Genomic DNA, 25,617 nt, shown 5'->3' with positions numbered 1-25,617 from the left:
TTATCTGCCATGATTGTGTTTTTACACAACGCGCAGTGGATTCACACAATGATATTGGGTTAAAACCCTTGATATATGTGATATTTTGCACAAGTTCCCGATAACAAAAAGACACCACAGGGGTGTCTTCGCTCCAATCGATATCGTTTGCGTTACCGCAGCAAGATGATTTATTGCGTTATGTTTAGTGACATTCATCAGTTGGAGTGGTGGTTTATTCAGGATAAGAGACGAAATTCTTCCTCTCCTCACAAAAGCTTAAGTTGAGCTGAGAGGACTTCCCACCTCGCTGGACAGCAGCGCCAGCACCGCTGTGAGCAGCACGTTCACGCCCTTCTCGCAATCCTCGTAGGAGGTAAGTTCCTCCTCACAGTGACTTTTGCCGTTCACACTGGGTACAAACACCATCGCGGACGGCAGAAAGCCGGCCACGAACTGAGCGTCATGCCCGGCTCCGCTGGCCATGATCTTGCTGGAGTAGCCCAGGGTATGGGCAGCCTGCTCCACCAGAGCACACACGCCGGGATCGAACCATACGGTATCCCGTCCCCACAGCTTGCTGCGCTGCACACCGCAGCCTTCCAGCCCGGCGGGCAGGCTCTGGAGAATCGCCTCCACCTCGCGGACAACCTCCATATCCTTGTGTCTGGCCTCCACCGTGAACACCACCCGGTTCGGAATCACCGTGTGGATGCTTGGATACACATTCATCCGGCCCATCGTATAGACCAGCCCGGAATCGAGCGCACCCAGTCTGACGCGCAGCTCCGTGATCAGGTCCGTCGCCGCAAAAAGCGCATCCTTGCGCATATCCATCGGGGTCGTGCCGGCATGATCCGATTCTCCGGTCACCTCAATCTCGTAGCAGACCATCCCTACCACACAATCGACCAAGCCGATCGATAGCTGCTCTTTTTCCAGTACCGGGCCCTGCTCAATATGCAGCTCCAGGTAAGCGGCAGCTTCAGTTATGCGGTGGGCAGCCTCTCCTGCGTAGCCGCTGCTCGCCAAAGCCTCGCCGAAGGTTATACCTGCGGCATCCTGCTTGTTCAGCATCGCTGCCTTGTCGAACTTCCCGGCCAGCACCCCCGAGGCCATCATCGAAGGCTCGAACCGGGCGCCTTCTTCATTGGTGAAGTTCATCACGGTCACCGGCAGCCGCGGCTTGATCCCTTGCTCCACCAATGTTCTTACAATTTCAAGGCCCGCTATCACGCCGAGCACCCCGTCAAACCTGCCGCCCTTCTTCACCGTATCCAGGTGGGAGCCGATAACAACCGGGGGGCCCGGCTCCTCTCCAGCCAGGGTGGCAACCATTGTGCCCAGATCATCCATCTGCACAGTCATGCCCAGCTGCTCACAACAGGCGCGAAAATAACCCCGTACCTTCACATCCTCCTCAGACAGCGACAGCCGGGTCACACCGTTCTGGTCCGTCCGTCCAAAATCAGCAAATGCTTCAATAGTGTCCTTCAATCTTTCACCGTTCACAAGTAGGTTTGGCATTATGGCCCTCCGTTTCCAGGAATTCAGGGATGAATTGCTTTACTATCTATGTTAAACCAATTAAACCATTTTTCATTTTACACACTGTAATAATTATGTGAGGGAATACCTCACGTTATGTTACAAGCGACTCCAGCCCATATCTGCCCTGCGTCTGCCTGCTCCAATCGCCCCTCAATAAGTAAACTAAAGTAGTATATACAATGTTTTGATGCCAATAGTAAGCTTAAGCTAGCTAATATTCTCATGATACGTACGGCAGCGGCCGGGAGACAAGGATAACGAAGGAGTGGAGTTTATGCAAGGATTGTCAGTTGTTATCTGCACTAGGAATCGGGTACAGGACCTGACACGGTGCATTCATTCTATTGCTGCGCAGAACCTGGAAACTGCCGGTGACCCCGATATTGAAGTAATCATTATAGATGACGGCGAAATCCCGGAGCAGGTGCTGGGTGAATACGAAGCGCTGATCCACAAGCAGGGGCATTCGTTTATGTATTACCGCAAGAACACAGACCGCGGACTCTGGCTCTCGCGGGTCAAGGCGGTGCAGCTGGCCTCCAGGGAGATCATCCTGTTCCTAGACGATGATGTGGAGATCCCCGGCCATTATCTGGCCAGCTTGCTGCAGACCTACCGCGACTACCCGGACTGCGCAGGAGTCGGCGGGGTGGCCATAGGCATGAGCAACAGCTTCCTCGGCACGCTCCGCTGCCTCGCCTCCTTTCAGCAGTCCTTCTCCAGCGGCAAGCTCTCCCTCAGCGGCCAGGCGGGCTCCATGTACAACTGGCATAAGGCCAAGCGGACATTCAAAACGGAGTTCCAGCACGGCTGCAACATGTCCTTCCGCAGAGCGGCGATCCAGCATCTTGCCCCGGTTCCCTGGCTGAAAAGCTATAGCGTCGGCGAGGACATTCTGATGTCACGGATCGCCAGTCAGAGCGGGCCGCTCTACATCAATCCCGAACTGAAGCTGCTGCATCATGAATCTCCGGCCTCAAGGGACAATCTGGAGGATGTGGCTTACACCCGGGTACTGAATCATGTCCATCTGCTGAAGGACAAGAAATCCGGGCCGCTCGGCTATCTGGCCTTGCTGTGGACGACCCAATACCTTATTCTCCGCGAGCGTCCCCGCAAGAACGAGGCTGCGATCAGCGGCTACCGCAGAGGAATGAAGGAGATTTTTAACAAACAGACTGCCCAATAGATTGCGGCTAAGGCCCCGGAAAGGAGGACCGACATGAATCTAAGCATCGTGGTTCCTGTATACAATATAGAGAATTATGTAACGTATATGCTCGACTCGCTCCTGGGCCAGACGCAGCTGCAATTCGAGACGATCATCGTGGACGACGGCTCCACCGACCATACGCACCACACAGTGCACAGCATCCTGTCGCACGGCACTCCTTTTCCCTGGCGGATCGTACGCACTCGTAACCAGGGCGTAAGCGCCGCGCGGAACACGGGTCTGCGGACCGCAGCTGGGACCTATGTGCTGTTCCTCGACGGAGATGATTATGTCTCCGCAGAGCTGGTGCAGACCGTGCATGAGCATACCCGGGAGACGCAGCCTGATATCATCTGCTGGGGGTATGACCTGGTGCGTGAGGATAAATCATCGATCGTCAGCTTCCCGCCCGAAGGCGGCAGCCTAAGCGGAAGCGAAACGCTGGAGCTGATTCTCCGGCAGCAGCGTCTCAGAATCTGGACGGGCAGCGTGGCCTTCAACCGGGAATTCCTCCAGCGCAGTGGACTGCAATACACCGCAGGCTGCGTGAACGGAGAAGACCAGGAGTTCATCTACAAAGCGCTGGCGCGCGCAGACCGCGTCACTGCGATCCCCGATGTGCTGTCCTATTATGTGCAGCGGACCTCCTCCATTACCAACAGCTACAATGTGAAGAAGTTCGGCGTAGTGGACGCCTTCAAACGGGTAGATGCCTACTTCAAGGCCCATCCCTTCCGCGAGCAGAAGGCGATCTCTGAGCTGCTGCTGGGCCGCGAGCTGACGGAGAATTACTTTTACAATCTCAAAACTACGCTGAACAGCACCAGGGGCATTACGATTCAAGCCTTGCTGCAGGATATTGAGCAGCATTACCCCGGGATGAACCGGGACATGCGTGTGCTCATGAAAAGATATAACGGCACTGACAGGCTGCTGGCGCTGCAGATCAAGGCCTTTTTGCTCTCTCCGGCGCTATATCACAGGCTCATCCATTTAGACAACAGCTGGACCCAGTTCAAGCGAACCCTCAAAAGCATGGTCAGAAAGGAAATTAACGTATGAAGAAGCTGATGATTTATGCCTATACCGAATTTAATCTGGGCGACGATCTGTTTATCAAGGTGCTCTGCGAACGGTATCCGGATACCCGCTTTATGCTGATTGCTCCGGGTCTGTACAAACAGGCATTCCGGGAGCTGAAGAATCTGAAGGTTTATGCTTCCGACTCGATTTGGCTGCGCGGGATCAACTTCCTATTTCGCCGGACCGGACTACACAGTAACTTCACGCAGAAATTCCTTGTGGACCATTCGGACGGGATCGTTCATATCGGAGGGTCTATTTTTATGCAGGGTGAGCATTGGCAAGAATATGTGCAGAAGAATGAGGAGACGCGCAATCAGGCGAAACCCTATTATGTGATGGGCGCCAATTTCGGGCCTTACACCGATGAGGAATATTACAGCACGCACAAGCGGCTGTTCCGGGAATATGCGGATATCTGCTTCAGGGAGCAATATTCGTACGATTTGTTTGCCGGGTTGGACAATGTTCGTCTGGCGCCTGATATCATCTTCCAGCTCAAGCACCCGCAGGCCGCTTCCGGCCCAGGAGATTATATTGTTCTATCCGTGATCAAGCCCTCCTCCAAGGGACTGAACGGTTTTGACCCGCTTTATTATGAAAAAATGAAAGAGATCGCCATGGTTTTCATTGAAAAAGGCCATGTCGTTCAGCTGATGTCCTTCTGCCAGCATGAGGGCGATCAGGAGGCGATTGAGCATATTCTGGAGCTGCTCCCAGCAGAATACCGCAAGCAGACGAAGTCCCATTTCTACAAGACGGATATCGAAGCAGCCGTTGCCGTCATTGCCGGGGCTCAGTTCGTGGTGGCTTCACGCTTCCATGCAATGATTCTGGGCTGGGTGTTTAACAAGCCAGTGTTCCCTGTCGCCTACAGCGGCAAAATGATCAACGTGATGCAGGATGCCGGGTTCGACGGACTGTACACGGACTTCAAGCAGCTGGAGCACCTCCAGCCGCAGCAGGTATACGAATCGATGCGTACGAACGGCATTGATGTGTCGCGGCAGGCTAGGCAGGCTGAGCTGCATTTCCAGCAGTTGGACAGCTATCTGGCGCCGGGCGAAAGGGGGCTGCGCTATGAGAGCCAAACGGAGCATTCTTAATCTGATTTTTGGCATGGGCAGCCAGATCATCACGATTATACTGGGATTCTTCATTCCCCGCCTGATCATGGTGAACTATGGCTCAGAGGCCAACGGGCTGATCGCTTCGATCGTGCAGATTATCAGCTATCTGGCCCTGCTGGAAGCAGGAGTGGGCGCTGCGTCGATGCAGGCACTCTATAAACCGATAGCCTCCAACGACAAGAGCCAGATCAACTCGATCCTGGCAGCCACCTCCACCTATTACAGAAAAACAGGGATTTATTATTTCTTCGCCGTCCTGCTGCTGGCGGTGATCTATCCGCTGGTCATCAGCTCCGAGATCAGCAAGCTGAGCATCATGGTAATTATCCTGTTCACCGGGCTGGGCGGAGCGATCAACTATTATTTTCAGGGGAAATTCCGCATCCTGCTGATTGCCGAAGGTAAAAGCTATGTCGAAACCTCAATTGTGACAGCGGCCAATATCCTGAACAATGTGGTGCGGATCATCCTGCTGCTGCAGGGCGTCGATATCATCGCGGTACAGGCTTCATTCTTCGTGCTGACGCTGCTGCAGATCGTCGTATTCTACATTTATATGAAGAAGAACTACAGCTGGATTGACCTGAGCCTGAAGCCGGACTTCGCCGCCATTGGACAGAAGAACTCGGTGCTGGTGCATGAGGTATCCTATCTGGTGTTCCGCAATACCCATGTCATCATTCTGACGATCTTCACCAACCTGAAGGTGGTCAGCATCTATGTGATGTACAACATGATCTTCACCATTGTCGACAATATCGTGCAGATGATCAACGGCAGCGTCAAGTCGGCGTTGGGCCAGAGCTATCATGAGAGTAAGCAGGCGTTCATGAAATTGCATGATGCCTACGAGGTCTATTTCATGGGACTGATCTTCTCCATCCTGACCGTCGCTTATATTCTGATCCTGCCTTTTATGAAGCTGTATACGGCCGGGGTGACCGATGTGAATTATATTGATTATTGGCTGCCATTCCTGTTCGTAGCCGTCAAGCTGCTGACCAACGCGCGCACGTCATCCAATAATGTCATTACCATAGCCGGGCATTTCAAGAATACACAGAGCCGCTCGATTCTCGAATCAGTCATTAACCTGACGGCTTCGATTGTTTTTGTCACATTCATGGGAATCTACGGGGTGTTGATGGGAACGATCGTGGCTCTCTTGTACCGCTCGATAGATATCGTAATTTATGCAAATAAGGTGCTACTGGAACGCAGTCCCTGGATCACCTTCAGACGCTGGCTGACCAATGTGGCGGTATTCGCCGCCATCGTTGCGATCACGAACGCCTTCAACCTCAACATCACCTCCTATGCAGGGGTTATTCTGTGGGGAATGCTGCTGGGAGCCGTGATCCTTCCACTCTATTTCACAGTAGCTTCATTAATAGAGCGCGAAGTGTTCGTGTATACCGCAAGCCATCTCAAGCAATATAAAAACAAGCTCAGAGGCAAGTTCAGCCCTGCTGCCCCTGTTAACGAAATGTCGAAATAACCGGCCGTCTAATCGATAAAGGAGGATTGTACATGGATCATCAGGCACAGCTGAAACAAGCCTGCACATTATATCTGACCTGGCTGGCGGAGCAGGCTGCACCCGCTCCGCTTGCAGAGGCCCATGGCGCCGAAGTCTTGAACAGCGGCCGCACATGGATCGACAAGCAAGGAGATGCGGCCCTCCGGGAGCACCTGACTACCTTGTCCACCGTGCTGCTGGCCTTCTCGCAGGGCAGAGCCTCCCGGGACAGCCTGCTCTATTATCTGGCTGAGCAATTCGACACCCTGCCGGAGGAGCTTCCCGCTGCCTGGCAAGCCTGGCTGGACACCGTCGGCAACGCCTCAGTCGGGGTGAAGGACATCCTGCCCGGTCTGAACCCGGCCGATTATCCCAAGGTGAGCGTGATTATCACCACCTATAACCGCAAGGATTTCCTCTCTAAAGCAGTTCAGAGCATCCTCGGCCAGGACTACCCGAACAAGGAAATCACAGTTATTGACGACTGCTCCACCGATGGCACCGCCGAACTGATGGAGCAGCGCTTCGGAGCAGACCCACGTGTGATCTTCATGCGCAGTGAAACCAACAGCGGGCCGGGCAACAACCGCCGCAAGGCGTTCGCCGCCCATGCCGACGGGGAATTCGTGCATTTTCTCGACGACGATGATTATCTGGTAGATATGAATTATTACAGCAAAGCCGTCCGCTTTCATCTGCAGCATCCGGGGCTATCCTTCGTCGCGGCCAATGTGTTCATGCAATATTCCCAGAGCCGCAAGCTGGATGTATCCAGTCTCGGGCTCGCTCCTGTCATCGACAAGCGGGTGTATTTCATGAATTTCGAGCAGCAAGGGTATCCGAAACCCGCCTCCACATTGACCACCCTCTTCCGGCGCGAGGCGCTGATGGAGATGGATATTCTCGGGATGAACATGGTCAATGATGCATCGATCTACCTGCGTTCGCTTCTGATCGGCGATGCCGGATTCATCGATGTGATTGCCGGTGTGTACAGGGTGCATGGAAACAATATCACCTTCCATCTCAGCCAGGATTTCCTGATTGAGAACCTGGAGGAGAAGCGGCTGATCCGGGGCAAGGCCATCGACCAATATGGCTACAGCCCAAAGGAAATGAACGAGTGGTTTAACCATAATGTCTATGACACCATTTTCTATTATCTGATGAATTCCGCCAAGAGCCACACCGATTTCAAATCGATGTACACCTGGGCGGCCAAGCATAGTCCACCCAGCTACAGCCGGCTGAAGAGCCAGTTCCGGGTCAAATTGTTCAAAAAGCAGCTGCTGCGGGTCTCCCTGCTGCGTTCGCTGTTGGGCAAATAAGAAGAAGCGGAGGCCATCCTGTTAAGGACGCCTCCGCTTCTTCGCTTTCCTTTATTATCGTGACTCTGCAAGAAGCTTATGCAGCAGGGAGGCCGCTTCCTTCACCTTATCCTTGGGGATCGCTCCATAGCTGTCGCCAACGTTGATTTCGCAATACGCGGAGGATACGCCCGTCTCTCTTGCCGCCGGAGTGATCCCCACGCCGGTGGCTTCGTAAACGTCAGCGAGGATCGGCTCCAGCTTGCTTCGAGAGAGACCGAAATGCAGGTGGAACATATTGGAGACAGGAACCTCTGGCAGGGTAGATACTCCCTCAACCTGGTTCAGCATGGCGGCCAGCTCTTTGGCTTCTTCGTAATACTGCTGCATCCGCCCCACTCTCAGATGGTAATAGTAGCTTGCACTAAGAATGTAAGGGTACAGGCTGATCAGATCACCGCCATACCTGCGTTTCCACACCTTCGAGGGTTGGGTGAACTCGGCAGCACCTGCCAGCACAGCACCCGCAATCCCGCCAAGGCCTTTGTAGAACGAGATGTATACACTGTCAAAAAGCCCACAAATCTCAGCAGCCGTCTTCCCGTAATAGGGCAGCACTTCAAACAGCCTCGCTCCGTCCAGGTGCAGCCAGATTCTCTGCTCCCGGCAATAGGCCGAGATCGCCGCAAGCTCCGCATAATCGGGCAGCTGCCCTCCAATCTCGCGCTGCGGCAGCTCCAGCAGCAGGCAGGCCACATCGTCCGGCATGCTCTGCACATCCTGCAGGGTGATCAGGCTGTCCTTGTCGGCCAGCAGCACCGTTTCGATCTGATGCAGCTCCTTCAGCCCGTCCTGCTCATGAATTTCCAGATGGCAGAGCGGATGGTACGCCACCTTCTTTACGCCTGTGCGGTCACAGGCTAATCTCAAGGCAATTTGCTGCGCCATGGTGCCGCTCGGGAAGAATACAGCCGTCTCTTTCCCTAATACCCCGGCCATCTCCTGCTGGAACTCTTCAATTAATCGGCCTGATCCATACATATCGCTGTTCATTTCCGCATCAATTTGCCGAAACGCCTCTTGCAGTACCCCTATATTCCGCTGCCCATGGCCCGCCAATTTATAGGGTGTTTCCCGGTACAGCTCTGCCAGACTTCCGGATTTATTCATTAGCTCAGCTCCCTTATTCTTCTTCTACTGGAATGAAAATTCCTGTTTCTCTTATCTTAGCAGAGAATTTGCCGTTTAGCGGGCAGCTGTGCAGTTGCAGGATGAAAAAAAGTTGACGCTGTGCTACAATATTGGAATTGCAAAGGCAATTGCTTAGGGAGGATATAATTACACCATGCTTATAATCGGGATCGCCGGGGGAACCGGCTCCGGCAAAACAACGGTCGCCAGGTCTGTCATTGACCGCCTGGGCTCAGACAAAGTGACGTTCATATCTCAGGATAACTACTATAAGGATCATTCCCATCTCGGCATGGAAGAACGGGCGGCGATCAACTATGATCATCCGCTGGCCTTCGACACCGAACTGCTGATCGAGCACCTCACCTGCCTGCAGCAGGGACAAGCTGCTTATGCTCCGGTCTACGACTTCACCGTACATGCACGCTCCACGGAGCATACTGTGGAGCTGAAGCCGAACAACATTGTTATTCTCGAAGGCTTGCATGTGCTCTCCGACGAGAAGCTTAGAGAACAGCTGAACATCAAGGTATTCGTCGATACCGACCCCGATGTGCGCATCCTCCGCCGGGTGCTGCGGGATATTGAGGAACGCGGACGCACCATCCGTTCGATTCATTTGCAATATCTGACGACTGTGAAGCCGATGCACGAGGCTTTTATTGAGCCGTCCAAGAAATATGCGGATCTGATCATCCCCGAAGGCGGCGAGAATCAGGTAGGCATTGAGCTGCTGTCTGTATTAACCGCCAAATATTTATCGGGCGACCAACAGTGGACCCGGGCTTAAGCAGTGCAGAAATGTAGAAACCAGCAAGTCTCCGGAAGGAGATCTGCTGGTTTTTTGAAAATATAATACCAGCAAACAAGTGGAAACGGCTTTGCCGTCCTTTTATAAGGACGGTACCATTTCAGCGAGAAATAGAAGGATAAATTATAGCTTGCAGCATATCAATTCTTATATTTTCACAAAGGACTGGTGATTGCTTATCATAAATTCCATTACTGCCTGCGAGCAGCCATTCTCAAGAAACAGTTATTTCGGCGAGCTGGGAACAGAACCTCCTTATACCCTCATCGAAGGCTCTGTCCCGGTTCTGCTGTCGGCTCCGCATGCCATCAACCAATATAGAGAAGGCGCTATCAAACCGGCCGATATGTTCACCGGCGCGTTGCTTCTATGCGTACAGAAGCTTACCCGCTGCCACGCTATCTATTCGAGCAGCTTCTCTCTGGAGGACCCGAACTATATACTTGGCGGTGAATACAAGGCAGCTCTTGCCGGGCTGATCCAGGCCCATTCCATCCCTTATGTGATCGATATCCATGGCGCAGCGGAATCGAGAGACTTCGATGTCGATCTGGGCACCCTGCATGGAGCCTCGATTCAGCAGCAAGAGGTGAACCGGATCGTGCAGCTATTCCATACGAACGGCATCCGCATGGTGGAACAGAATCACACCTTCGCGGCTTCCCATCCGGGCACGATCACCTCCTTCTGCTCCAGAGAGCTGCAGGTTCAGAGCATTCAAATGGAGATTAACCGGAGATACCGCAACCCGGAAGCCCCCATGCTCCTGCAGAGCACAGTCGATTCTCTAGTACAGATTGTCAACCTGTTAGGAGGTGTCTGACATGGCCGCTGAGCATACCTTCCGTGTACAGGAGGATTGCAGCTTCCATCCGCTTCCGGCCATTACATTAAATGCGGAGCAGATCAATGAGCTGGGATGGAGACCTTATCTTTTTGTACAAGTTGCTCTGGAACAAGGGGCCCTTTCCGTAACCTGCCTGCTGCTAACCGACCCCAAGAAGCCTGTACCCAGAGAGGAGCTGCGCCTGTCCAAGCGGGCCCGGATGGCCCTCGGCAGCCTATCTCCCAGCCAATTAACGGTGACTCCGCCTGCCTTCGGGATCATTACGGCTAAGATGCCCCGAGTGGAGGAAATCTCCGGTTCACAGGTTAGAGCCTGCCCTGCTCTGATTGAAGCCTTCTCCGAGAACGTCGAGGTGGTGAACCCTGTGAATGGACACCGGCTGAACCTGACGCTGCAAGCAGACTCTGACGCCGCTCCTGACGCCCTCTATCTGAACCGGTATGCGAAGCTATTGCTGGGAACCCTAACGGCCGAAGACAAGTTGGTCATCACCATGGGCAGACACATCCCTAAACGGCGTTCCTGGCTGCGAAGAGGGCTTGAACGGGCGATCATTCGTCCGGTCTTCAAGCGGTTCTTCCCGTGGCTGGCGCAGCTGTTTATCGGCAAGCGGGAGCTGGAGCTGCGCACAGGCTATACCTTTCCTTTTGATGAGCATCTGAATCTGTGCCGGGTCCATCCCAATGTGCGGAAACTGCTGGGCCTGGAGGAAACCGATCAGCTGATCATCACGTATGGCGGCCACAGCATCAAGCTGCCTGTTCTCGATATCGATCCGGAGAATATTGACCAATTGGTAAAGGTGGATGATTCGGACTCGCAGCGGAAATTTATCGACAGCCACCTGTTTATCGGGATCACCGCTTTAGCGCGGAAGAAATTGGACATTCCTAATATGGGTACAGCAGTAATCGTGAAGCGCAGTATGTATTCCCTGCTGCTCAAGCATCTGAACAAACTGATCCTGCCTGTCATTGCGCTGCTGTTCACTATTATGCAGCTCTATAAGGACCTGAATTGGAGTATTTCATTTACCGTGCTGGTTTCGCTCGTTCTGCTTCCGGTCATTATCTATACCTCATTATCCGAAGAGCGGGCCAAAATCAAATAAAGGGAGGAATCACCATGCTGCTCCATTCCCAGTCCCAAGTAGAAGACATGATCTACCGATCCTATCTCAGAGCTGTGCCTAATCTTACGAAAACCCTTGATGAACAGGTCCGCAAGCCGCAGCTGACCCGAGCCTTATTGGATCTGTCCGGCAGCCCGGACCGTGATCAGCGATACATACTAGTTACCGGCAGCAAAGGCAAAGGCTCGACCTCACGCCTAATCTCCTCCCTGCTCGGCCATATGGGCTATAAGGTGGGATTGTTCACCTCCCCCCATCTGGTCGATTTCACGGAACGCATACGGGTTAATGGCCGGGCGATAGCTGCGGAGGATTTCGTAAGACTGGGGAATGCAGTGAGTGAAGGGTTCAACCGCATTGAGGGTGGGCTTGCTGAAGACGAATATCAAGGTCCGGTTGGTGTCGCTCTGGCCATTGCGGCCTTGTATTTCCGCGAGCAGCAGACGGACTTCACTGTGGTGGAATGCGGGCGGGGCGGGACATTCGACGATACCAACGTGCTGGACAACCGCTGGGCAGTAATCACCCCCATTATGGAGGAGCACACCGCCAACCTCGGGCCTGATCTGGAGAACATCATCCGGCATAAGCTGGGGATTATCAAGCCGGCAACAGAGCATCTGTATATCAGCCAACAGAAGCCGCAGATTCTTGGCATGATACAGAAGCAGCTGCGGGAGGATAGGGGCGGTTCTGCTGCTCATGCAGAGCAGACGAACGCCTTCGAACATTACTATGGCGAAGGGTTCAGGGCGCGGCAGGTCTCAACCCGTCCAGAGGGCACCTGCTTCGAGGTGGAGACGGCCCGGGCGGTGTATGAGGAGCTGACGCTCCCCCTGCTCGGGGAGTTCCAGGCCTTGAATGCGGCAGCCGCGATTGCCGTCTGCGAGGACATTGCCGACGGACCGCTGGACGCGGCTATGCTGCGCAGCTGCCTGGGGCAGCTGCAGTGGCCGGGACGCTGCGAGATCATCAGCCGGCAGCCGCTGACCATTGTCGACGGAGCGATTCACCGGGATTCGGCGCGTTATGTAGCCGAACTTATGCAGACACTGAACCCGAATGGGGGCATGCGGGTAACGGCTATCATCGGAGTGCCGCAGGATAAGGATTATGCGGGCGTAATGGAAGTGTTAAGCGGAGTCGCGGACCGCTTGATTGTTACCGCTCCCAACATCAGCCATCTCCATTTCCCGGAGGATGCGCTGGCAGCAGCCCGTACGCTGCAGGAGGAGAGTCTGGAATTCAGCTATTTATCCGAAGCGCTGGCTTATCTTGCAGAACATGATCCCAGCTCGGTCATTCTGATCGTTGGCACGCAGACCCTGATCGGGAATGCCAAACGCCACTACGGGCAGTCCCTGCTCGATATTGGCTTATAGGCCACCGAGCTGCCCGAAGCGCTGGAGCAGCACTTCCCGGTACAGCGCGGCAAGCTCAGGAATCCGCTGCGGATTCTGCTTGCAGTATTCATCCAGCATCACCTTCGGATTCACCTCAATCACCAGCAGTCCCTGCCCGGTTTCGAGGATGTCGATGGAACAGAATGCAAGCCCCATAGCCCTGGAGGCCTGAGCAGCCAGCTCGGCCAGGGCTTTGTGCTTGGCTTCATCTTCGATAACAACGGCTACAGCCCCGTTAATCAGGTTATGCTTCCAGGAAGCTCCTCGCCGTTTGCCCAGAATCACCCGAGCTTCATGGTTGAAGGTCACAATCCTGTATTCAAGCTCCGCCTCATAATACGGACCCACCGCCGCATTCAGCTGCAGGGCGAACAAGGAATCCAGCGTGTTTGTCAGCTCGGCCAGCGTGTGGATTCTATACACATGTCTCCCTTGCGCACCATCGTCCTGCTTCAGCACCACCTGTTGCCCGAAGCTGCGGAAACAGCTCTCTGCTACCTGGTAATCGTCGCTGCGGCTGAACCGCGAGTTAGGATTCGCCAGGTACCTATGCTCCACCGCAGGAACTCCTGCTGCATGCAGGACATCATAGGTTAAGGATTTGCTTAGGGCAAGCATCGCCGAAGCACTGTTATTGAGCCCCGTTTCGGCATCTACCATCACAAAGGATTGGCCGCCGCAGCTCACCCGGTACACATAATCAGGCGTTATCGCCTCAAAGGTAATTCCCTCCGCCTCTACGGAGCGCTGAATCATGCTTAAATACGGTCTGCCTGTCACCGGATTCTCTCCATTTCTTTGTATAATATAGACTCAAAACCAAGATCAGCAAATACAGTAAGCTCATCATACCATTCGATTGGTTCACCGAATAGCCGCAGTTGGCGCTCCCTAAACACACATTAACCTACAACAGCTAGCCATCATCTATTTTACACGTTACGCTCCCACCGAAATTCCTGCGATTGTACATCTTTTTTTCTCCAATTAGGACGATTAGGGCAGAATTCCTGCAATTGTACATCTTTTCAGCGCCCCAAGCGACATATAAGCTGTATTCTCCCGAAAAGCCTGCACAATTGCAGGCTTTCTCTTTGAACAGGGTTACTCCAGTTCAAAAAACTGTATATTTGCAGGTTTTGGCTTATAAACTCAAACTCTCCTCCTCGCACTCACATCTCCAGCATCAGCACCAACCATCCCAGTATAACAAATAGAAACGGCTTCGCCGCCCTCTGAAAGAGGCGGTATCCGTTTTTGCGAGAAATAGAAGGATAATGGATGGCGTGAAACATATACATTCTTATATTTCAAGTAGAAACGGCTTCGCCGCCCTCTAAAAGAGGCGGTATCCGTTTTTGCGAGAAATAGAAGGATAATGGATGGCGTGAAACATATGTATTCTCTAGAGTAAAGGACTGGCCTGACCAGCCCCTCCTCATCAAACCGTACGTGAGGTTTTCCCTCATACGGCTTTCCGATGTTCGTCATTCATGGGCATGCAGCCTATTGACTTTGGCCTCATGACCTAGTTTCCCCTTAGAGTTATTGAGCATTTTCTTGCGTGTCGTTAGCCTTTTGGCATTCACGAACTCGTACCTCTTGGTCAAACATGAACAAAGCAGGGCCCCTTCCCTCCCTAAGGTTATGTTGTCCTTAGGTTCTTCGGTACTATGAGCCCCTCGGACTCCCTTCCTGCAGACGGTTCACTTCGCCTTTTGGGCTTATAGAGCGTCTATTTACGGTTTCTAAAAAAAAAAAATAATCCCGTGCAGGGGAGGGTCTCCCCAGTTCACTGCGCTATCTTTCAACCCATGCCGTTCCCTATACGCCGGAAGGTTCTTCACTGTGGTTCCAAGTTCTATACAGTTTCCTTGGCCTTCGTCTAAATACACGAGACTCGGCTCCTTCTTTTCCCCTTTGCAGGGCCTTTTTGACGACGCGGCAGGATTCACTTGGTGTTGCGGCCTGGGTCGTTGCTCGCCCTATCTCTGACAGGTACTTTTGTCGATGCGCTTTTACACACAGATTTCGCCATGCGCAAGCATCCTAGCTACAAAGGTGGCTTGGCCCCTCCTTCGGTTGGACTTTCACCAACTAGATAACGCGTGCCTCTGGGCACGCTATATTTTAAATAAAACCCGCTCACTGAGCGGGTTCCACCATTTATTCAGGGTTGGAAACGTGCTACCCTTTCCAGATCTCGCTGACCTTCACCGGCAGGCCGGTCTTGATCGAGCGGTTCGCCGCGATCCCGGTCATAATCGACATGGCCCCGTCCACATGGGAAGCGGCGCGGTGGAAACGGTCCTCCTGCTGGCCCTCAAAAATATCGCGCAGCATCACCGGATCGCCGCCGCCATGGCCGCCGACACCCTCCTCGAACTCGACGAGGTAAGGCTCCTTGAAGTGGGGATAGACCATAATCTGTACGCCTTGCAGCGCGCCTTCGTTTTCTTTTTTGCCGCCGGAATTGACATAGGACTGCTCGGTAATCCGCACTTCCATCCGTCCCTCCGTACCGTTGAAGACAATAATGAAGCCCTCCCACGGCATATACGCGTTCAGCGAGTAGTTCATCACCGTCTTGTTCTTGTATTTGACCATGACGCTCATCGTATCCTCAATGCTGATATTATCCCCGAACACACTCTGGTCCCGCTGGTACCCGTCTTCATGCTCGGCATCCAGATACATGCTCTTCAGGTTCTCGTTGCGGTCCAGATGCAGAGCGAACGGATCATTCTCGGCCGCTTTGCTGCCGTAGGCCCGCTGGTAGAACTCCGTAACTCCACGTTTCTCCGCGTTCTCCCGTCCGTAGAAGCGGAGGTCGCCCATGGCGAACACCGTCTCCGGCTTCGAATCGAGCCAGAAGTTCATCAGGTCAAAATGATGGGTCGACTTGTGGACCAACAGCCCGCCGCTGTTGCGCTTGTCACGGTGCCACCTGCGGAAATAGTCCGCTCCATGCTGGGTATTCAGCAGCCACTCGAAGTTAACTGACAGGATCTCGCCAAGCGTGCCGTCCATGATAACCTCACGGATCTTCGTGTTATGGGGGCGTAGCGATAGTTGAAGGTTACCCGCAGGCTTCGGCCGGTGCGTTCGATCGCTTCAAAAATCTCCCCGCATTTCTCCTCATCCACCGTCATCGGCTTCTCGGAAATAACGTCACAGCCCAGCTCCATAGCACGGATAATATATCTGTGATGGGTGCGGTCAATCGTAGTGACGAGTACAATATCCGGCTTCGTCTCGGCGATCATACGGTCGAAATCCTCCGACTTATACGTCTCCACCGCGTGGTAGCTGTATTTCTCGGCCAGCATACGGTTGGCGTGATTCATCCGGGTCTGATTGACATCACAGAACGCTACCAGCTCCGAGGTTTCCTGATAGACGGTCACCAGCTGGCTGTAAAAGAACTCGGAACGCCCGCCGACACCGACGATGGCATATTTCTTTTTACTCACAATAATCACTCCATTTACATTGATATAGATCTATTTTATAGTATAGGAAATGCGAAATCTAAACGCTTTCTAACCAATATAAGCAGAAAACCTGCATATATTATCTTGTATTTGAAGAGGTGAGCCGAATGGAACCTATCCCCTTTTTTCAGATCGAGCAGTTGGAACGAACCAAGCCCTTCAGCATGGCCTCCAATCATTTTCATGACACCTATGAGTTCTATTATCTGCTGACAGGGGAACGTTTCTATTATATTCACGACCGGATTTATGCCCTTCAGCAAGGTGACCTCGTCTTCATTAACAAAAGCGAGCTGCACCGCACCACCGGCAAAGGCCGGTTCAACCATGAGCGGATTCTGGTCAATTTCGATGACCGGTTCCTTCAGCCGCTGGCTTCGCTGGGGCTGAGTGTGCAGCCGCTGTTCCAGGGTGAGAGCTTCCTGCTGCGCCCCGCCGCAGGAGAGCAGGAGAAGCTCACCGGACTCTTGACCGCGATGCTGCGCGAAGAAGCCGAGGGCCGGCTCAGCACCCGGGCCTACCTGCAGGCGCTGCTGCTGCAGCTGCTGATCCTGCTGGAGCGGATGCGCCGGGAGCAGCCTGAGCCGCTGCCCTCCGAGCAGAGCGAGCAGCAGCGCCGGGTGTACGGCATCATCAGCTACCTGAACGCGCATTACAGCGCGAAGCTGACGTTGGACCGGCTGGCTGAACACTTTTATATCAGCGCTACCTATCTCTGCCGCATCTTCAAGCAGACCACCGGCTTCACGGTGGTGGAATACCTCAACTTCGTGCGAATCCGTGAGGCGCAGACGCTGCTGAAGCAGACGGACTGGAAGATTACCCGGATTGCCGAGGAGACCGGCTTTGACAGCATCGCTCACTTCGGCCGCGTGTTCAAGCAGATCACCAGCCGCTCCCCGCTGCAGTACCGCAAGCAGATCCGGGTCTGATTCAGTTCCGGTTCCGCAAGGCGGGAAGCGTGAGACTGACTACGGTTCCTAAACCGGGCTTGCTTCGGATCCGCAGGCTGTAGCCGTTGTCATAGGTCAGCTTCAGCCGTTTATGCGTGTTGTACAGCCCGACATGCTCTGTTCGTTCCTCGTCCGAGCGTAGACGCTGCTCGATCTCGCGCATGGCCTCCGGCCCAATGCCGACCCCATTGTCAATGACCACGACGGAGAGCCGCTCGTCTTTGCGGTTGATTTTGACCTTAATCAACCCTTGACCGGCCTTCTCCTTAATCCCGTGATAGATACTGTTCTCAATGAATGGCTGGAGCACCAGCTTAATGGTGTACAGGGTGGCAATCTCTTCATCGTATTCAAGAATAATTGCAAACTTGTCCTTATAACGCTTCCTCTGAATGTTGATATAACTGAGCGTATTGGCCAATTCCTCCTCCCAGGTCACCGTCTCGGTAGGATTGCTGAAGGAATAGGATAATAGGTCCGACAGATCCTCAACCATCTCGCTAACCTTGTTGGGCTTGCCGGTGAAAGCGACCGCTTCCCAGTAGACCGAATGCAACGTGTTATAGAGAAAATGCGGGTTGATCTGGGACTGCAGTGCCAGCAGCTCCATCACCTGCAGCCGGTATTTCTTCTCCAGCAGCTGGGTGCGGATATAACGGTGCTCAATAAAATGGGTGATCATGCCGTGGATAATTGAGGAATATTCATCTTTGACCTTGCCCGGCGGCTTCAGGGGCATCCGGCTGTCATCAGCGGATTTGATCAGGGTGCGGATCATCTTTAGCTGCTTGTAATTGCGGCGAATTAGATAATAGGTCAGCACGAATCCACAGAGAACGGCAATCGCCACGAAGATCAGGGTGTAGCCCAGAATGCGCGTCGGTGTCCTGTACAGCTCGGAGTGGGGAATCATCGAGACATATTTCCACTTATAGCGCTCCGATTCCACCTTGGTGACATTCACCTTGCCCTGCGGCATGTCCATATCGAAGAAAGCCTGCGGACTGCGCGCAATCGCCCCAATATCCTCCGCTCTTAGCGGTTCCTTGCGGGAGTTCGAGAAAATCATCTCATTCTGCTCATTCAGCACAAACAGCTGCTGGCCTGGATAGGTGGTAATATGATCCAGCAGGTTCTCGAGATATTTGGCGCGGATATTAAGAATAATTGCGATTCTGCGCGGCTCCAGCACATTGTAGAAGGTCACCACTGACGTAGGCTGAGTCTCGAACGAGTAGAAGCGGATCTGGCGCGCAGTGGTCCACTTGGCGGGAGGACCGTCGTAATTCATAAAGGGCTTGTACCAGCCGGTATCAAAAAAAGAATCCAGCGTCACCAGCCCGTCCACCGAGGAGAGGAAGCGGTTATATGGATTGTCTACATAAAGATAAAAGGATTGGATATAAGCCTTCGAGCTGGTAAATGCATTCAAAAAGCTGGAAATAATCCGGTTGGAGGCGGAACTCTCATAGGTGTAGTAGGGATTCTTCAGCACAGCGGACAGCTCATTGAAGATATCGGCGTTGTCATAAAGCGCCAGATACAGCGTATCCAGCTCATTCAGGATCATTTCCAGCTGGGTCTGCGACTGGAGCAGCAGGAAGCTGCTGTTCTGATTAATGTCTCTTTTGATATCACGCTGGGTGGAGAAGGTGGAGAGTGAGCCGAGAATAATAATCGGGATGAGCAGCGGCAGGAGAAAGGTGGCGAGTTGTTTGATGAAGTATTTCTCTCTCATGGGGACAGCTGGCCGTTCCGGTATTCACTTGGCGTCTTGCCGTAATAGCCTTTGAAGGTGCGCGCGAAATTCTTGGCATTGCTGTAGCCGACCCGCTCGCTAATTTCGTAGGTTTTGTTGTTTGCATCCAGCAGCAGACTGGCCGCGGCCTCCATCTTGATCTTGATGACATAATCGGAGAAGTTCTGTCCGGTCTTCTGTTTAAAAAGCGAGCTGAGGTAGTTAGCGTTCATATGTACTTTCTTCGACACCTGCTCCAGGGTGACCTCACGGTAATGCTGCTGCACATGGGTCTTGATCTGCTGGATAACCGCGCTCTCGTCGCATCCTGGCCGCTCTGCCCCCTGCGCCTGCTGCCCGCCGGCATGCTCCGCCTCCAGCTCCTCACGGATCTTCACGAACACCTCCAGCAGCATCTGATATTTGGCAGGCTTCAGGATGTAGTTCATGACGCGGTAATGCAGCGCCTGCCGGGCATATTCGAAATCGCGGTAGCCGCTGAGAAAAACGATTCTGATATGGCGTTTGCTGTTGTATAGGTCCTCGGCCAGCTCAATCCCGTTCATTACCGGCATTCGAATATCCGTCAGCACAATATCCACGCGCTTATCCCCACCGATGAACTGCAGCGCCTCACGGCCGTTCCCGGCCTGCCCTACAACCTTGAACCCTACCTCCGACCACGGGAAATAACTCGATAAGGCCTCACGGGTTTCCGTCTCATCATCAACGATTAAAAGGTTATACATCATGCACCTCGCGCTCTCAGGATGTAATGAAACTGCTTACATTCAGTATATCAGATCATGTGACGCTGATAATAGCGGAATTGCCCAATCGCCGGAACACCTGTAATAATGATTCCTTTTACAAGATCAGGATACCCTGGCGGCTGTGGCGCTGTGGAATTGATACCTTTTCCCAAGATTGGCTACCTTAAAATCAGCACAGCCACAGGCTATACTAAGAGCGCTTACATAAAAGCTTAAAGGAGAATGATCCATGAAACAAACACAAAGAGGGGTTCGCTGGCTGGCTGTTGCGGTGCTGCTGACTTCATTGCTCAGCGGTTGCTCCAAGGATAATACGGCTGCTTCCGGCAGCAATACACCGGCAGGCAGCGATGCTTCCGCCAAACAGACCACGCTGCGGTTCAGCTGGTGGGGTGGAGAAGACCGCCATGCCGCTACCCTGGCTGCGATTGAAGCCTACAAGCAGGTCGAACCCAATGTAACGATAGAAGCAGAATATCAGGGCTTCGACGGTTACGAGCAGAAGATCAAGACCCAACTGGCCGGCAAAACCTCCGCTGACATTATGCAGCTGGATCTGCCCTGGCTGCAGGAGCTGTCCCGCAAAGGCGACTTCTTCGTCAATCTGAAGGATCAGCCTGCCTTTGATGCGTCGGGGCTGGATCAGGAATTCTTGAACAACTACAGTGTGTACAATGACAAGCTGATTGCCGTTCCTACCGGTGTGAACGCTTATTGCCTGATTATCAACAAGACACTGGCCGATCAGTTGGGCGTGCCGGCAGATACTGAATGGGATTGGGATACGCTCTATGAAGCAGGCAAGAAGCTGCATGAGCAGGACAGCTCGAAATATCTGCTGTTGACCGACCATGCGGCGATCCGCCAGGATATGGTGACCATGCTGAAGCAGCGGACCGGCTCCCAATGGGTCAAGGAGGATTACAGCCTCGGCTTCACACGCGAGGATGCCGCCGCCAGCTTCGATTGGCTGCTCAAAGCGATGGAGGCTGGTGTATACCAGCCGCTTGGCGAGAGTGATCTCTTCTTCGGCAAGATCGACCAGAACCCGAAATGGATCAACCAGGACATTGTGATGGCTCCGTCCATGAGCAGCATTCTGCTGTCGCTGAAGAACGTGCTGCCTGCCGATGTAGAGATCACTACCGGCCTGCCGATTATCGCCAAGGATGCCAAGGATTCCGGAGTGCTGGTTCGTCCTTCTCAGCTGCTAGCTGTCAGCAATGACAGCAAACATCAGGAGGAAGCAGTCAAATTCCTCAATTGGTTCATGAACGATAAGGAAGCTGCCGTGATTCTCGGCGATGTGCGTTCTGTTCCACCGGTTAAATCCTCCCAGGAAGCTGCCGTAGCCGCCGGGAAGATTGATGCCGCCATCACCCATGCCGTCGAGCTGGGTCTCAGCCGCGCCGGAATTGTCGACAACAGCGTCGCCAACAACTCGGAGGTTCAGAAGATCATGGATGACATTGTACAGAAGGTCAGCTATGGCAAGTCCACACCGGAGCAGGCTGCTGATGAGCTGATTGCCAATCTGACCTCTAAGCTGGCTGAATTGAAAGGCAGATCCTAGATATAAATAGCAATCGGGATAGGAAAGGAGCGTTACCCATGTCTGTAGGCAGAACACTGAAACCGCGCAAAAACTATAATCATATCGGCCTGCTGTATATTTTACCCTGGATCATTGGCCTGCTTATTTTTCAGTTGTATCCGTTCGTGTCTTCCCTGTATTATTCGTTCACGGATTACAACATGGTTACACCGCCCAAGTTCATCGGCCTGACGAACTATAAGAATATCTTTCTGCATGACCCGGACTTCTATCAGTCCCTGAAGGTGACCGGAATCTATGTCCTGCTTGCCGTGCCGGTGAAGCTGGCGTTCGCACTGTTTATCGCGGTGCTGCTCAGCGCCAAGTTGAAAGGCATCCATTTTCTGCGGACCGTCTATTATTTGCCTTCGATTCTGGGAGGAAGTGTGGCGATTTCCGTGCTGTGGCGTTTCCTTTTTATGAAGGAGGGCATTATTAACAGCATGCTGACTAAGCTTCACCTCGGACCTGTCGACTGGCTGGGAAGCCCAGATGTGGCGCTCTATACGCTGGGGCTGCTGACCGTCTGGCAATTCGGCTCCTCGATGGTGCTGTTCCTGGCCGGCATTCAGCAGATCCCCAGTGATCTCTACGAAGCAGGCTCCATCGACGGGGCCTCGAAGCCAAGAATGTTCCTGAAGATCACCTTGCCGCTGCTGACGCCTATCGTGCTGTTCAACCTGGTGATGCAGATGGTGAATGCGTTCCAAGAATTTACTGGCGCGTTTGTCATTACCAACGGAGGCCCGATGAAATCAACCTATCTGTTTGCCCTGAAGCTGTATGAGGAGGCCTTTACTTTTTTCAAAATGGGATATGCTTCTGCACTCTCCTGGATAATGTTTGTGCTGATCATGGCGGTGACCGCCATTATCTTCCGAACCTCGAACAGCTGGGTCTATTATGAGGACGGAGGTGACCGCTCATGAAACAGCAACGCCGCAATGCCAGAACCGGGCTGAATTACCTGTTCCTGATCCTGGTGGGCCTCATCATGGTCTATCCGCTGATCTGGCTGTTTGCTTCATCGTTCAAGACCAATGCCGATATCTTCGGCTCCAGCAGGCTGCTGCCAAGCACGTATGTGTGGGATTCCTACCGTCTGGGGTGGCAGGGTACGGGGCAATACGGCTTTCAGGATTTCTTCATCAATACATTGCTGCTGGTTATTCCGACGGTCATGTTCACGGTGATTTCCAGCGTCATTGTAGCTTACGGGTTCGCACGGTTCAATTTCCCGTTCAAAACCCTGCTGTTCTCGGTCATGATTGCCACACTGATGCTGCCGAACGCCTCTGTGCTGATTCCACGGTACATTCTGTTCAACAAGCTGGGCTGGCTGGATACGTATCTGCCCTTTATTGTTCCCGCAGCCTTCGCCACCGGCGCTTTCTTCGTCTATATGATGATCCAGTTCATCCGCGGCCTGCCCCGAGATCTGGATGAAGCGGCGACGATAGACGGCTGCAATTCCTTCACTGTGTTGACCCGAGTGCTGCTGCCATTGTGTAAGCCAGCGATCTTCTCGGTCGGGCTGTTCCAGTTCATGTGGACCTGGAATGACTTCTTCAACTCGATCATCTACATCAGCAGCGTTAAGAAGTTCACCGTTTCGCTGGGCCTGCGCCTGTCTCTTGACACTTCCTCGGCTGTCTCGTGGAATCAGGTGCTTGCGATGTCTGTGGTCAGCATCGTGCCTTGTATCCTGCTGTTCTTCTTCACCCAGAAGTATTTCGTGGAGGGCATCTCAACCACTGGGCTGAAGGGATAAGTTGCTGAATGGCCTGAATACTGAGCGTTGCTTGAACTGAACAGAACAAACAGCCCCAGGCCATCCCGGCCGGGGCTGTTTGTTGTTTGCTATTGCTGTTTGCTTCATATTACACGATGCCGCGACCACTTCTCGCCGAGGAACCGGCGCATGAAGATGATGCCGCGGACACCCCACTCGCAGTTCATTGCGATCCATACGCCAAGGATACCGAAGTCCAGCGCAATGCCCAGGATGTAGCCCAGCACGACGCGGAACAGCCACATCGACAGCATGGAGACCATCGAGGTGAACTTGGAATCCCCGGCGGCGCGCAGCGCCGAAGGCGTAATGAAGGCGATCGACCAGAGCGGAATCTGCGCAATCGTATTGATCAGCACGATCAGAAAGATATCGCCGACAATCTCATCCGGCGGATGGAACAGCGAAACCAGCGGCATAAAGAGCGGCAGCACCAGCAGGCCCATCAGCACAAAGGAAGCCGAGGACAAGACGATAAATGACTTGGTGAACTTGCGCGCATCCTTGACATGGCCGCTGCCCATACATTGGCCCACTACTGTAATAATCGTCAGGGACAGCGCACCGGCAGGGATCTGCATCATCCCGGCGAAGGTGGAGCTGATCGCATTGGTGGCAATCGCGTAGGTGCCGAGACTGACGATGAAGATTTGGGTCAGGATTTTGCCCCCGTTGAAGAACATTTGCTCTGCCGCGAACGGCATGCCGATGAACATGATCTTCTTCACCATCGACAGCTGGACTCTCCATAGGTCACGGATGCGGATGTGCAGGCTGCTGTCCAGACGCAGCAGATAATACAGCGCACACAGCGCCCCCAGATAGCGGGCGATATTGACCGAGAATGTCATCCCGAGCACGCCCATATGCAGCAGGTTGATGAACACAAGATTGAGCGCCACATACGTCAGATTCATGATCAGCGAGAGCACGAGCGACGCCCGGGTCCGTCCAATTCCGCGTAGCGCACCGCAGACCGCCTCCACTACCGCAATCCCCAGATAAGAGATGCTGCTGCCGATCAGATACGTACGCGCATTGGCCATTACCTCGGGCGAAGCCGCGCCAAACAGCAGATTCAGCAGCGGATTATGAAAAATAATCCCGAACAGTCCGATCAGCAGCGCCATCAGGGAAACAGACGACACCGCCCCCGCCGATGCTTTGGATACCATCAGCTCATTGCGGCTGCCTTTGTACTGGGCAACAACAACGGTTCCACCGGTGGATACCGCGATAAAAACACTGATCAGAAAGATATTCAGCGAGTCAATCATGTTCACCGCACTGATCGCCGCTACCCCCGAGGAGCTGATCATCGCCGTATTGACCAGGTTCAATCCTACTACAAAGGCCTGATCCACCAGAATGGGAATAAATAACGCAATCATCTGGCGGTAATCCATCGTTTCTCCGGAGAAATATTTGTCCAGCAGACGTTGACTCCGCTTCATCTTCACCTTCACATTAGGCTCCAGCATACCTTCACTTCTTTTACGTTAGATTATGTTCATGTAATTGCGGGCTGATTTCCGATTTATAGGCTACTAAAAGCCTATCACATTTTCTGGGGTTCTCCAATTATAAAAAATCGCTCCCTCCCAAACCCTCCCTTCCAAGGGAGGGCCCCAAAGGGTTGCACCCTCTGGACACCCGCAAGCTTGGCGAATAAGTCTGGCGGTACTGGGATTAGGAGGCTGGGATGTAGGAGCGCTTATCCCTGCGGGACCGCTTGGACGTCGCTGGGGGCGCTGGCCGCTATCCCTAACGGGATGCACGGCCGGGCGTTAAGGGCAAGGGCGGGCTGTTCCTGCGGAATGCGCAAGTTCTTAAGGGACAAAGCGGGCTGTTCCTGCGGAATGCGCAAAACCTTTGAATTCTGTTACTGCTTAGGACTCCTTATAATAAGAACTACACAGACTCAGTTCCATAATTAGGGGGCCGAACAATTAGTTGCGAAACTGCATCTATTTAGCCGTTTTTTTCCGTTTTGGAGGAAATAAGTGCAAATACGCATCTATTTTGGACTGTTGAGCGTTCCAGTATTGATTTACTCGAAATTAGTTGCAGATTTGCACTTATTCGCCTGCCAATGGAGAATTCGGCT

General features: G+C 53.2%; 19 protein-coding genes and 1 pseudogene. 13 read left to right on the top strand and 7 right to left on the bottom strand.

The genetic code is table 11. From position 1 onward, the window contains the following. Positions 1–258: 258 nt before the first annotated feature. Positions 259–1,506 carry a Zn-dependent hydrolase gene (locus B9T62_RS33270; RefSeq protein ID WP_087919164.1) on the bottom strand — a complete coding sequence of 416 codons (1,248 nt, stop codon included), beginning with the start codon at positions 1,504–1,506 and terminating at the stop codon, positions 259–261. A 298-nt stretch (positions 1,507–1,804) separates the two neighbouring features. Here B9T62_RS33270 and B9T62_RS33265 point away from each other — a divergent pair, with 298 nt between their 5' ends. From B9T62_RS33265 to B9T62_RS33245, 5 genes are read left to right on the top strand one after another with little or no spacing between them, the layout of a single operon-like run. Continuing rightward, positions 1,805–2,719, top strand: a complete 915-nt coding sequence (locus B9T62_RS33265; protein WP_087919163.1) for a glycosyltransferase family A protein — start codon at positions 1,805–1,807, stop codon at positions 2,717–2,719. A 33-nt stretch (positions 2,720–2,752) separates the two neighbouring features. Next, entirely contained in the window at positions 2,753–3,805 is a 1,053-nt protein-coding gene (locus tag B9T62_RS33260) for a glycosyltransferase family 2 protein (protein ID WP_087919162.1), read from the top strand. Beyond that, positions 3,802–4,932, top strand: coding sequence for a polysaccharide pyruvyl transferase family protein (locus B9T62_RS33255; protein ID WP_087919161.1), 1,131 nt, complete (start codon positions 3,802–3,804; stop codon positions 4,930–4,932). Before B9T62_RS33260 ends, B9T62_RS33255 begins: the two co-directional genes overlap by 4 nt. Beyond that, entirely contained in the window at positions 4,907–6,454 is a 1,548-nt protein-coding gene (locus B9T62_RS33250; protein ID WP_087919160.1) for a lipopolysaccharide biosynthesis protein, read from the top strand. Before B9T62_RS33255 ends, B9T62_RS33250 begins: the two co-directional genes overlap by 26 nt. 32 nt (positions 6,455–6,486) lie before the next feature. After that, positions 6,487–7,803, top strand: a complete 1,317-nt coding sequence (locus B9T62_RS33245; protein WP_087919159.1) for a glycosyltransferase family 2 protein — start codon at positions 6,487–6,489, stop codon at positions 7,801–7,803. A 54-nt stretch (positions 7,804–7,857) separates the two neighbouring features. On the opposite strand, the gene B9T62_RS33240 is transcribed toward B9T62_RS33245, so the two are convergent. Next, positions 7,858–8,952, bottom strand: a complete 1,095-nt coding sequence (locus B9T62_RS33240) for a threonine aldolase family protein (RefSeq protein ID WP_087919158.1) — start codon at positions 8,950–8,952, stop codon at positions 7,858–7,860. Positions 8,953–9,127: 175 nt separating this feature from the next. Between B9T62_RS33240 and udk the strand changes: the two genes are divergently transcribed. The 4 genes from udk to B9T62_RS33220 all read left to right on the top strand — a co-directional run bounded on the left by udk (position 9,128) and on the right by B9T62_RS33220 (position 13,145). Beyond that, complete coding sequence (gene udk / locus B9T62_RS33235; RefSeq protein ID WP_087919157.1) at positions 9,128–9,763, top strand: uridine kinase; 636 nt, start codon at positions 9,128–9,130, stop codon at positions 9,761–9,763. Positions 9,764–9,956: 193 nt separating this feature from the next. Then, positions 9,957–10,607 carry an N-formylglutamate amidohydrolase gene (locus B9T62_RS33230; RefSeq protein ID WP_087919156.1) on the top strand — a complete coding sequence of 217 codons (651 nt, stop codon included), beginning with the start codon at positions 9,957–9,959 and terminating at the stop codon, positions 10,605–10,607. Position 10,608: 1 nt separating this feature from the next. Further along, positions 10,609–11,742, top strand: a complete 1,134-nt coding sequence (locus B9T62_RS33225; protein ID WP_087919155.1) for a hypothetical protein — start codon at positions 10,609–10,611, stop codon at positions 11,740–11,742. 14 nt (positions 11,743–11,756) lie between these two features. After that, complete coding sequence (locus tag B9T62_RS33220) at positions 11,757–13,145, top strand: bifunctional folylpolyglutamate synthase/dihydrofolate synthase (RefSeq protein WP_087919154.1); 1,389 nt, start codon at positions 11,757–11,759, stop codon at positions 13,143–13,145. Here B9T62_RS33220 and B9T62_RS33215 read toward each other — a convergent pair. Both B9T62_RS33215 and B9T62_RS33210 read right to left on the bottom strand, forming a co-directional pair. Further along, entirely contained in the window at positions 13,140–13,946 is an 807-nt protein-coding gene (locus B9T62_RS33215; RefSeq protein WP_087919153.1) for an ATP-grasp domain-containing protein, read from the bottom strand. The two genes, B9T62_RS33220 and B9T62_RS33215, sit on opposite strands and share 6 nt — an antisense overlap. A 1,407-nt stretch (positions 13,947–15,353) precedes the next feature. Next, positions 15,354–16,639, bottom strand: a pseudogene (locus B9T62_RS33210) (Gfo/Idh/MocA family protein). A gap of 128 nt (positions 16,640–16,767) precedes the next feature. Between B9T62_RS33210 and B9T62_RS33205 the strand changes: the two are divergent. Next, complete coding sequence (locus B9T62_RS33205; protein WP_087919152.1) at positions 16,768–17,592, top strand: helix-turn-helix transcriptional regulator; 825 nt, start codon at positions 16,768–16,770, stop codon at positions 17,590–17,592. A 1-nt stretch (position 17,593) separates the two neighbouring features. Here B9T62_RS33205 and B9T62_RS33200 read toward each other — a convergent pair whose 3' ends face one another. Next, positions 17,594–19,351, bottom strand: a complete 1,758-nt coding sequence (locus B9T62_RS33200; RefSeq protein WP_087919151.1) for a sensor histidine kinase — start codon at positions 19,349–19,351, stop codon at positions 17,594–17,596. Next, positions 19,348–20,103, bottom strand: a complete 756-nt coding sequence (locus B9T62_RS33195) for a response regulator transcription factor (RefSeq protein ID WP_245864194.1) — start codon at positions 20,101–20,103, stop codon at positions 19,348–19,350. The genes B9T62_RS33200 and B9T62_RS33195 overlap by 4 nt, the downstream gene beginning before the upstream one ends. Positions 20,104–20,353: 250 nt before the next feature. On the opposite strand from B9T62_RS33195, the gene B9T62_RS33190 reads away from it, so the two are divergent. Genes B9T62_RS33190 through B9T62_RS33180 form a run of 3 tightly spaced genes read left to right on the top strand, consistent with a single transcriptional unit; the run spans position 20,354 to position 23,489 of the window. Next, positions 20,354–21,697, top strand: a complete 1,344-nt coding sequence (locus B9T62_RS33190; RefSeq protein WP_087919150.1) for an ABC transporter substrate-binding protein — start codon at positions 20,354–20,356, stop codon at positions 21,695–21,697. Between the two features lie 38 nt (positions 21,698–21,735). Next, positions 21,736–22,647, top strand: coding sequence for a carbohydrate ABC transporter permease (locus tag B9T62_RS33185; RefSeq protein ID WP_087919149.1), 912 nt, complete (start codon positions 21,736–21,738; stop codon positions 22,645–22,647). Beyond that, positions 22,644–23,489, top strand: a complete 846-nt coding sequence (locus B9T62_RS33180; protein ID WP_087919148.1) for a carbohydrate ABC transporter permease — start codon at positions 22,644–22,646, stop codon at positions 23,487–23,489. The genes B9T62_RS33185 and B9T62_RS33180 overlap by 4 nt, the downstream gene beginning before the upstream one ends. 104 nt (positions 23,490–23,593) lie before the next feature. Here B9T62_RS33180 and B9T62_RS33175 read toward each other — a convergent pair whose 3' ends face one another. Further along, positions 23,594–24,991, bottom strand: a complete 1,398-nt coding sequence (locus B9T62_RS33175) for an MATE family efflux transporter (RefSeq protein WP_211296381.1) — start codon at positions 24,989–24,991, stop codon at positions 23,594–23,596. Positions 24,992–25,617: the final 626 nt, after the last annotated feature.

It is taken from the genome of Paenibacillus donghaensis, from assembly GCF_002192415.1.
Lineage (GTDB): Bacteria > Bacillota > Bacilli > Paenibacillales > Paenibacillaceae > Paenibacillus_AQ > Paenibacillus_AQ donghaensis.
This window is presented reverse-complemented; position numbering and strand designations above follow the sequence as displayed.